This is a genomic window from Methanoculleus sp. UBA374 (genome assembly GCA_002508705.1).
Taxonomy (GTDB): Archaea; Halobacteriota; Methanomicrobia; order Methanomicrobiales; family Methanoculleaceae; genus Methanoculleus; species Methanoculleus palmolei.
Window position 1 is genome coordinate 26,236 of the sequence record DAYL01000026.1, and the last position, 9,224, is coordinate 35,459.

Consider the following 9,224-nt stretch of genomic DNA (forward strand, 5'->3'; position numbering starts at 1 on the left):
GTTGCCCCAGAGGCCGCCCCGCCATTCCTTATATCAGAGCAGATAGAGTGGCCTGACGTAAATGTGGGTGAGATGGACTCATCAGCGGTGATGGAACTTGCTTTCCTGATATGGCGTAGACACCGCAGACGGGACAGATAGTCCGTTGGACTGGCTCCGAAGAGCGGTTGGCCGGCCGCTGTGCCGTGTTCTGGCTCTTATCCCCGGAGTTTCCGGGGGACCGACACCGGTGTTCTCGCCGTGTTCCCCGGCACGGGTGCCCTTTCTCTTCTCCGACTGGTGCCAGCAGCCTCCTCTGCCGCATCCAGCACAAAGGTATTTCAGGTATGACAACAAATTAAGTGAGGTAAACGGGGCGCGGAAGCGCAACCGATGTATCTTCCGTATCGGTTCAAGCCTAGGGCATGTTCTGGGCGAGGGTTGCCAAGCCAGGTCAAAGGCGCAAGGTTGAGGGCCTTGTCTCGAAGGAGTTCGAGCGTTCAAATCGCTCCCCTCGCACTCATTTTCCCCGCATTTCTGCAGAGCCGCTGGCTTCGGATCTTCAAGGCCGAAAAAGAGACGGACACGCCGTGTTCGGTCCGGAAAAGTCTATGCCAGCGCCTCGTGACGCTGCCGGCATCGTGCCTGAAACTGTTCCCACTCGTCGGGGTGCTCCTCCGCCCACTCCAGGATCGCGTCAATGACCCGATCCCTTGATCGCGCATCTCCCCGGTAATTAACCAGAATGCAATCAACCACCGCTTCAACTTGATTTTCTGAATATTGACCTTTTTCTGCCATACCACATACCTCGTACTACGTTCCGAGCGCTCAGCACCGGGTGAAGGGCTGACCCTATATAGTCCTGATCCTCGACCGGTGACGGGCTGTCAAAGAGGTATTGCACTCCGCCTGGATCAAGCCGTACCGGGGGTACGGGGATCGCGGCCGCAGAGGTTTATCACGATCCTGGCAGAATGGATACAGGAACGATCATGAAACTCGGCGTGCTCTTCTCCGGCGGGAAAGATTCCCTCTACGCCTGCTGGAAGGCGATGCAAAAAGAGGAGGTTGTCTGCCTGATCACGGTCCACTCCAGGAACCCGGAAAGTTACATGTTCCACACCCCGAACGTCGGCCTCACCGCGCTCCAGGCCGACGCGGCGGGTCTCCCCCTCGTGGAGGTGGAGACGGCAGGAGAGAAGGAAGCGGAACTCCTGGACCTCGCGCGTGCTCTCCTCCGGGCCCGGGAGGAGTTCGGGATCGAGGGGGTCGTTACCGGGGCGATCCTCTCGGCCTACCAGGCGACACGGGTCCAGCGGGTCTGCCATGAACTGGATCTCTGGTGCTTCAATCCGCTCTGGAATGTGGACCAGGAAGCCTATATGGAGGAACTTATCGGTGCCGGGTTTCGGGTCGTCATCGCAGGTGTCTTTGCCTTCCCCTTCGACGCATCGTGGCTCGGAAGGGAGATCGACCACCGCACCCTCGACGACCTCCGCACGATCGTCCGGAAGTACCGGATCGCCCTCACTGGCGAAGGAGGGGAATTTGAGACCTTTGTCACCGACGCCCCGTTTTTCTCCCAGCGGATAGTGATCGAAGAGGCATCGCGCGTTTATCGGAACTACAACGGCATCCTCCGGATCGAGCGGGCAGGGTTGGTGGCGAAATGATCCTGGTCGTCGACCTCTGTTACCGGGCCGGCTCGCTCTCCCGGGACGAGTTTGTCGGGCCGGTTGAACGGTTTCTCCGGGAGACCGGAACCCCGTTCACCACCTGCCACTATACCGCCGTCGGTACACCGGAGATCGAGGCTGCGGATGCGGTGGTCCTCTGCGGAACGGCACTGAAGGACACCGGATTTGCCGGGCACCTTGCGATGTTCCGGTGGCTTCTCGCGTTCGAGCGCCCGGTGCTCGGCATATCCTCCGGGATGCGGGTTCTCGCGGCGGTCTTCGGCGGCGGCACCGAACCGTGCTGTGAGATCGGCATGACCGGCATCCGGGTGCTCGCGCCCGATCCGCTCTTTGCCGGGAGGGAGACCTTCCCGGCGTACGAACTGCACGAATACGCTGTCCGGACCCCGGATCGGTTCGTACCCCTTGCTGCCTCCGACCAGTGCGTTCAGGCGATCCGGCACCGTTCCCTGCCCCTCTACGGCCTTCTCTTTCATCCGGACGTCCGGAACGAATGGGTCATCGAGCGATTTCTCCGGCTGGCGGAGACTTATCAGTAACACTTATCTTTTGACCCCGGGTAAAAGGGATAGAGATGCGCCGGGGAATGAAGTCAAAATCATTCAGTACCCGGACCCTGCCGGCAGGGGTGTGATGGTGGTGCCCGATCCGTTCAGGCTGCTCGTTATCACCGGAAGCCCGGACGACGCCTACAGGGCCGAGCAGGCGCTCCGGGGCGGCGGGATACCGACAGAAACGGCCCATTACCGACAGTTTGACGAAGCCCTCGACGTTCTCCAGCAAGAATCGTTCGACCTTATCCTGCTTGACCCCGGTCGGAAGCCGGATATTGTGGAGGAGGTGAACGATAAAGCCCCCGGTATTCCGGTTATTCTTCTCATCTCGCGTGGCGATCTGGATGTGGTGGTCGGTGCACTCTGGCACGGTGCGGACGATTACCTGGTTCGCGCGGACTTCACTCCCGGACGCCTGGTCTGCGCCGTTCGATACGCCGTCATGGCGAGGAATCTGGAGGTGGCCCTCGGCAACGCGGATCGCCTGTGGCGCGGGATCGGCAGGAGTCTCCATGAAGGGGTTCTGGTCGTCGAACGGGGGGGCACCGTCATCTTTGCCAGTGCCCGGATGACGGAGATCCTCGGCTGCGCTCCGGGTTCGATGCAGGGACTCTCCTTCCTCTCTTTCGTAGATCCGGGCGACGTTCCGCGGGCAAAGGCGCTGATCGACCGGGACGAGGGCGGGAGGATAGACGTCGAGTTTCGACTCCGGCGTTCCGACGGAACGGTGATCGACGCCAGGCTCGCCGCCTCTCCGGTCGTCGGCGGGAGCGCCGGGTACCCGGGTGTGGCCGTCGCTGTCATGGACATCACCGAGCAAAAACTCGCCGAGGCGAGGGCACGGGGCAGGAACGCCCAACTCTCAGTCATCAACCAGGTCGTCAGAGCCGCCACATCGTCTGCGGATCTGGATGAAATGCTGGCGGTCATCCTCAAAATGACTCTGGACTTTCTCGATTTTGAAGGAGGAGGCATATACCTGATCGGCCCCGGTCGGTTCAGGGCTGAGCGGGTCGCTGAAGTGGGGCTTTCGAAAGGGTTTTTGTTTCGACGGATCGTCGACATGGACGCCCCGCCTTACGACACAGTTCTCGGACGGGGTGTGGCGTACTTTGTGGAGGATTATCCGCGCTGTTATCCGCAGGACGCCGAAACCGGAATCCTGGCATTTGCCAGCATCCCCATTGTTGCCGGGGGACGGGTCATCGGCGCCGTCAACCTGGTCAGCAGGAACGCTCATGTCTTTTCCCCCGACGAGCGGGAGTTGCTCACCTCCATCGGTCGTGGAGTCGGAAGCGCCGTTGAGCGGATGCGGCTCCACGAGCAGGCGAATTTCTACCTCGATCTCATGACGCACGACATCAACAATGCAAACACCGCCGCCCTGGGTTACTTTACCCTTCTTGCGGAGACGCTTTCCGGGCCGGAGAAGGATCTTGCCGGGAAACTCGCGGTCGCCGTCAGACAGAGCGCCGAGATCATCGGAAACGTCTCGGCGATCCGCCGGATCGCGGAAGAAATCCCGATGTCCAGGCCGACGGCCCTCGATCCCGTCGTCGAAGGTGTTATAAATCTCTTTCCCGACGTCGATATCTGCTACGTGCCGCAGAACCGATGGGTCGCCGTCGACGATCTCCTGCCGGCAGTCTTCATAAATCTTGTCGGAAACGCCATCAAGTTCGGCGGTCCCGGCGTCTCGATCCGGATCACCACCAGGGAGGAGGAGGGGGCCGTTGTGGTCTCGGTTGAGGATACCGGCCCGGGGATCCCGGATGTTGAGAAGCCCCGGGTCTTTGAAAAATTCAGGAAGAGCGGTACAAAGAGCGGCAAAGGGCTCGGCCTCTATATCGTCCGCACGCTGATCGAGCGTTATGGAGGTCGGGTGTGGGTGGAGGACCGGGCGTCCGGGCATCCCGCATGCGGCGCTGTCTTCCGGTTCACGCTCCCGGCATGCCCGCCCATCACCGGCCGTAACGGTTGATCGTGTTGATCAGGGCCGAAAATCCTTCGAGCTCCTTCTCAAGCACTTCCGTTCGGGTCATGCCCATACTCATCTCTGCGTCGGCCGTCAGCATCTCGGGACCGCGCACCACCTCCCGGTCGACGCCGTCGGCGGAGAGGATTTCCCGGGCCTCAGCGTCGTGGACGAACGCCCGGCCGGGGATGATCACGACCTCTTCAAGTCTTTTGAGGTTCACCCCGGCGAGGTCGTCGGCAGTGATGAGGCAGGCGATCTCTTTTCTGACCTTGACGACCCTTGAGGTGGCGCCGCGGATCGAGAGGACGCGCTGGATGAAGGGTGCTGCGACGCTCCCGGTGACCACCGTCGCGCGCTTCCGGACCCGGGGGAGTTTCTTGAGCAGATCGGGTTCATGAAGGATTGCAAAGGGCGAACCGATCGAGGGGTCCCAGAGGGGAGTACCGCTGATCTTCATCGAGAACTGTTCGTTTAAGTTGGTGACGATGTCGCGGAACTCATCGACGGTGTGGACCCGCTGCCCCTCGATCAGCGGCGCGTTGCCGAGGATGAGGCCCTGGTCCGTCCTGTTTGCAAACCGCATCAGGATCAGCCCTTTTGCGCCCCGCTCCTCCAGCCACGCGCAGGTTTGTTCCAGGGGTTCGCCATCGTTGACGCCGGGAATAACGACCGCGGCAGCATAGACATCGATTGCACCGCAAAGTCGGTCGAGGGCCGCGAGTGAGGCTTCCGGCGTCGGGTCGTGCATCCACTGCCGCCGGAGGTTCGGGTCGGCGGCAAAAACGGTGTAAGAGATTTCAGCGAGACCGTTCTCAATGAGGAAGTCGGCGATCTCCGGGTCGTCAAACCCCTTGCCGCTGGTATAGCCGATGTGGATCGGCGCCTCCATGCTGCCGAGTAACTCGACAATATCGCGAAACGCCGGGTAGCAGCTCGGGTCCCCGCCACCGCTGATGGTGATCCGCTCGATGTCGTCGCCCATTATCTGGAGGTTTGCGAGCGTCTCGTCGGCGACGGTGCGGAGGTCCTTGAACCCTTCGTACCCTTCCCGCACGCCCCGGGTACAGTAGTCGCAGCCTTTCTGGAAAGGGAGGCAGTACTTGCAGCCGAACGACGTCGTCCCCTGGACGTGTTTGAAGTAACAGTACGAGCAAAACCCCCGGCAGTCGAGGCCGGGCCGGCCCCCGAGATCGACGTTGAGATGCGACATCCTGCTGGTACTTCTGTGCTCCTCGGTTATGAAGATTGCAGACCCATCCCCGGCCTTTGTCTCGCGGCCCCGGTTCGCCGGCCAATCGGGCATCCCTGTTGTGTTTTTTTTGGTGAAGGCAACTGTCGGGGGCGGGCGGCGACACCTTTATGGGTTGGCGGAGCGAGGAAGCCCTGGTATGCGGACAAGCCACCGGCTGCTGCTCCGGCTTTATCACGACCCCGGCTATGATTTCTCCCGTGTCGAAGTCGAGTACGTCGACCGGGGAGCACCGGGTGACCGCTCGAGGGTGCAGGGCGACAGGATCATTGCGCTCGACGCGCAGTACCTGGAGGTGGACGCCGGGACCTACGTCGCCTGTATCCCCTATCACCGGGTCCGGCGGGTCCTCTACAAAGGAGGGACGGCCTGGGAACACTCCGGGAGGGAGCGTGGCGAGCAGCAGGAGTGTGAGCACCGGTAGGTGTGAGTTACGGGGTCTGATATAAGGAACCGGCGCCATCTTTTTTACCGCAGACGACCCACAACATAAGGTGTGCCCCAGTGGCTTAGCTGGCAGAGCGGCTGACTTGTAATCAGCAGGTCCCGAGTTCAAACCTCGGCTGGGGCTTGAAAAAGTCAAGTTCTTAATCCTTTCCTGAAATGAAGGCCGTAACATCAATACCTACTGTGTGGGTCTAAATAAAGAAAATACGGCCGCGCGCGTCCAGGAAACAGCATGATGTCGCGTTGGTTGCTTGCGCATTACCTCTCTTTCTCATCGGAGTACTTCTGGAGGAGGGGGAGGGGGCAAGCTTCGCTTCACCCTATAACATAAGAAGCCTAGTAATAAGCGTTGATGCCTGAAGGCATTCAAGAATTATCCCGGACACGATACGAAACAGGATGTAAACTATCGATAGATCTAACCATCTCATTCCACCCCAAAGAGAACCACAACTTCCTTCTGATAACGAAGTCATCCCAGAAGTGTCTAACGCTGAAGATTCATATCGTTCAGAGTATTTTGACACATCCTCGGGAGGAATTGAGCAATTTTTGGTGTCAAATTGCTGACACGGCTTCCCTCCGGGTATCGCCACGCGGGGGAGGGGCCGGGAGGGGGAAACCCCCTCCCGGCTGAGGTGTTTTGGGACGACCTCAACCTTCCGAAAAAATACAAATTCGATGTACCTTGGGACACACCTGTCAAAGCATATCGTCTCGCGAGGGGAGAGGAGGGGCATCGTCGACCACTGTCGGCAGGGTGCATTTTATTTGACAAAGACACTGGTGCCTTCTGCAGTTACTGGGTTGACGACATATCCGAGCGGGTGAATCTCTGGCACCTACCATTCCCCTTCGAGACAGGGACGCACTCTACGGTTTGTCATCGGCTTGATCCCGAATGGGTCGATCAAAAGACGGGCAAGCCATATGTCTCCTCCGTCAACGAACCCACCTGCGCCTACTGCCATAACTGGTTGCTTCCCGGTGATCTTCGTTCCCGACCGGCGGTTCGCACGGTCGATGCATCATACTACAACATCGCACCCCGGCAAGCATACTGCTCCCCCGAGTGTAGGTATAAGGCTCAACTTGAGCGCCAAAAACGGCGGTATCATTGTAACAAGGCAAATCGCGGGAAAGTTACCTTCGGAGAATGGCTTGACAAGGGCTGCCCCCTCATCCCCAAGATCCGGGCCGCCGAAATGGATAACCCCTCCTCCCCTTCGCCCATCAACGCCCTGATCCGTTTATCCACCAGTGTTCGATCGGTCTCGCCATCCTCATCTCTCCTCTGAATACGATTATCGTCCTCGGGTACCCCAAATAGGTTTCTCTCGGTCACGTCTCCCCCCGTTCTTCACCGCCATCCTCTCCCGGGCCTCGAGAACGCGGGGTAGTTGACATCTTTTATCGTCTCTTTTGGAACTTAAGGAAGTAGCGTTCTTCTCCGTCCGTACATGAAGCCGGAGACCCCTGGATGAGAAGCCGACCCGCACATTTCGTCAGTCTGGAGGGCCGCCTCTGGCTATATCGGGACCCTTGAGGCGACGATCCACTGCCTCCGGGAGAATCCCTACCTGCCGTACCCTGACAGTGATATGGCATTAACGTTATATCACCTCCCGGAAGAGATTACCTCAACTGTCACTCAACCGGAGGAATCACCACGAAGATCAAGGTCGCCCGCTGTTTTGCAGAAGAAAGTGCCGATACGCCGGTGGTCCTGGAGATCGCGGTAGACCAGGAGATCGTCCTTTCCGCCGATGAGATCCTCTCGTTTGCCTCCGTTCACGGTGACTTTATCTGTGTCTCCGACCGCATCTCCCACCGGTTCGAGGTCACTCTCTCTCCGGAGAGCCGTCTTGAGGTCCTCAAGGACGCGCTCCTTCAGGTCGTCCACCTTGAACGTGATAGTTGCGGGAACGGGGGGCTCAACCCCTACGAGGTCGAGGACCTCATCGACGCGCTCGAGAAAGCCCGGCAGACGGTGCTGGATGGAGACGACACATCCTGATCCCCGCTCCGGTGCCGGCCTCCCGGTTCGTTCACCTTTTTGCGGAGGACTGCGAACCTGTAGATGATCGGAGTGGCAGAAGAGGAGAGAGGAGTGTCTGGGTCCGGCGGGCTTGCCGTCAATACCATCCATACCATGGACTGCCTGGAGGGCATGCAGCGCCTCCCGGCAGGTTCCATCGATGTTATCGTCACATCGCCGCCCTACAACATCGGGAAGGAGTACAATTCCTACAACGACCGAAAGCCCCGGGAAGATTACCTGAACTGGATCGGCGCGGTCGCGGCCGGGGTCGCCCGGGTCCTCGCCGACGACGGCTCGCTCTTCCTCAACATCGGCGGAAAACCCCGGGACCCCTGGATACCCTTCGACGTCATCCAGCAGTTCCGTCCTCATTTTGCGTTGCAGAACGTCATCCACTGGGTCAAGTCGATTGCCATCGAGAAGGAGGATGTCGGAGAGTATGAAAATATCGCCGGCGATATCGCCGTTGGACACTACCAGCCGGTGAACAGCTCCCGCTATCTGAGTCAGTGCCACGAGCACATCTTTCACTTCACAAAGATGGGTGATGTGGCTCTCGACAAACTGGGCATCGGTGTGCCTTACCAGGACAAGAGCAACATCGGGCGGTGGAAAGCAGCGGAACGCGACCTCCGCGACCGGGGAAACACCTGGTTCATCCCCTACCGGACCATCCGCTCTTCCCGGTCGCACCCTACCAGTTTCCCGGTGAAACTCCCGGAGATGTGCATCCAGCTCCACGGATGCCGACCCGGGACGCTTGTCCTGGACCCGTTCATGGGCATCGGGAGCACGGCGCTTGCGGCACTCGCTCTCGGTGTGGATTACATCGGGTTTGAGATCGACCCGATCTACCGGGAGATCGCAGAGGCCCGGATCGCTGAAGCCCGCCTGCGGGAACAGCAGGAGTGATACAGATCTTTTTCTGGGGTCGTGGGAAATCGAGCCCCTGCCGGCATCCTCGTCACGCTCACGGCGGCGTCGGTAATCCTGGCCGGGTGTGAGTTACTCTTCCTAAGTTCCACTGATATTCATCAAAAATTTCGTCATGACCGAGCCTATTATATAATACGGATGGTATGTTGTCCCGGCCAGAGGAGAACAAGATGGATATCAAATATGTATCAACGATATGTCCCTACTGCGGCACCGGATGCGGGTTCAACCTCGTTGTCCGGGACGGCATGGTTTTTGACGTGACGCATTGGCAGCGCGCACCTGTCAACGGGGGCAAACTCTGTCAGAGAGGGCGTTACGCCCATGAATTCATCAACAG

9 protein-coding genes and 2 tRNA genes are annotated in these 9,224 nt (G+C 59.4%); 9 read left to right on the plus strand and 2 right to left on the minus strand.

Features of this window, described 5'->3' with window-relative positions; all coding sequences use genetic code 11:
* Nucleotides 1-413 precede the first annotated feature (413 nt).
* Nucleotides 414-498: transfer RNA gene (locus BRA42_RS08290), tRNA-Leu, on the plus strand.
* Between the two features lie 90 nt (nucleotides 499-588).
* On the opposite strand, the gene BRA42_RS08295 is transcribed toward BRA42_RS08290, so the two are convergent.
* The gene (locus BRA42_RS08295; RefSeq protein WP_342686212.1) at nucleotides 589-780 is read right to left on the minus strand and encodes a hypothetical protein; all 192 of its coding nucleotides are present in this window, start codon (nucleotides 778-780) and stop codon (nucleotides 589-591) included.
* Nucleotides 781-974: 194 nt separating this feature from the next.
* Between BRA42_RS08295 and BRA42_RS08300 the strand changes: the two genes are divergently transcribed.
* The 3 genes from BRA42_RS08300 (at nucleotide 975) to BRA42_RS08310 (ending at nucleotide 4,214) form a co-directional block, all read left to right on the plus strand.
* On the plus strand, nucleotides 975-1,655 hold the full coding sequence (locus tag BRA42_RS08300) for a diphthine--ammonia ligase (RefSeq protein ID WP_292409430.1): 681 nt from the start codon (nucleotides 975-977) through the stop codon (nucleotides 1,653-1,655).
* Entirely contained in the window at nucleotides 1,652-2,218 is a 567-nt protein-coding gene (locus BRA42_RS08305; protein WP_292409373.1) for a type 1 glutamine amidotransferase, read from the plus strand. Before BRA42_RS08300 ends, BRA42_RS08305 begins: the two co-directional genes overlap by 4 nt.
* 94 nt (nucleotides 2,219-2,312) lie before the next feature.
* Nucleotides 2,313-4,214, plus strand: a complete 1,902-nt coding sequence (locus tag BRA42_RS08310; protein WP_292409371.1) for an ATP-binding protein — start codon at nucleotides 2,313-2,315, stop codon at nucleotides 4,212-4,214.
* Here the strand turns inward: BRA42_RS08310 and mmp10 are convergent.
* On the minus strand, nucleotides 4,195-5,421 hold the full coding sequence (gene mmp10, locus BRA42_RS08315; RefSeq protein WP_292409428.1) for a methyl coenzyme M reductase-arginine methyltransferase Mmp10: 1,227 nt from the start codon (nucleotides 5,419-5,421) through the stop codon (nucleotides 4,195-4,197). The genes BRA42_RS08310 and mmp10 overlap by 20 nt on opposite strands.
* A 178-nt stretch (nucleotides 5,422-5,599) precedes the next feature.
* On the opposite strand from mmp10, the gene BRA42_RS08320 reads away from it, so the two are divergent.
* The 5 genes from BRA42_RS08320 to BRA42_RS08340 all read left to right on the plus strand — a co-directional run.
* Nucleotides 5,600-5,884: a DUF504 domain-containing protein gene (locus BRA42_RS08320; protein WP_292409369.1), complete on the plus strand. Its 285-nt coding sequence runs from the start codon at nucleotides 5,600-5,602 to the stop codon at nucleotides 5,882-5,884.
* Between the two features lie 74 nt (nucleotides 5,885-5,958).
* Nucleotides 5,959-6,031: transfer RNA gene (locus BRA42_RS08325), tRNA-Thr, on the plus strand.
* A gap of 1,596 nt (nucleotides 6,032-7,627) precedes the next feature.
* Nucleotides 7,628-7,924 (plus strand): hypothetical protein, encoded by a 297-nt coding sequence (locus tag BRA42_RS08330; protein ID WP_292409367.1) that lies wholly within the window; start codon nucleotides 7,628-7,630, stop codon nucleotides 7,922-7,924.
* A 63-nt stretch (nucleotides 7,925-7,987) separates the two neighbouring features.
* Entirely contained in the window at nucleotides 7,988-8,860 is an 873-nt protein-coding gene (locus tag BRA42_RS08335; protein ID WP_292409366.1) for a DNA-methyltransferase, read from the plus strand.
* Between the two features lie 194 nt (nucleotides 8,861-9,054).
* On the plus strand, nucleotides 9,055-9,224 hold a 170-nt coding region (locus tag BRA42_RS08340; protein ID WP_342686214.1), incomplete at its 3' end, for a hypothetical protein.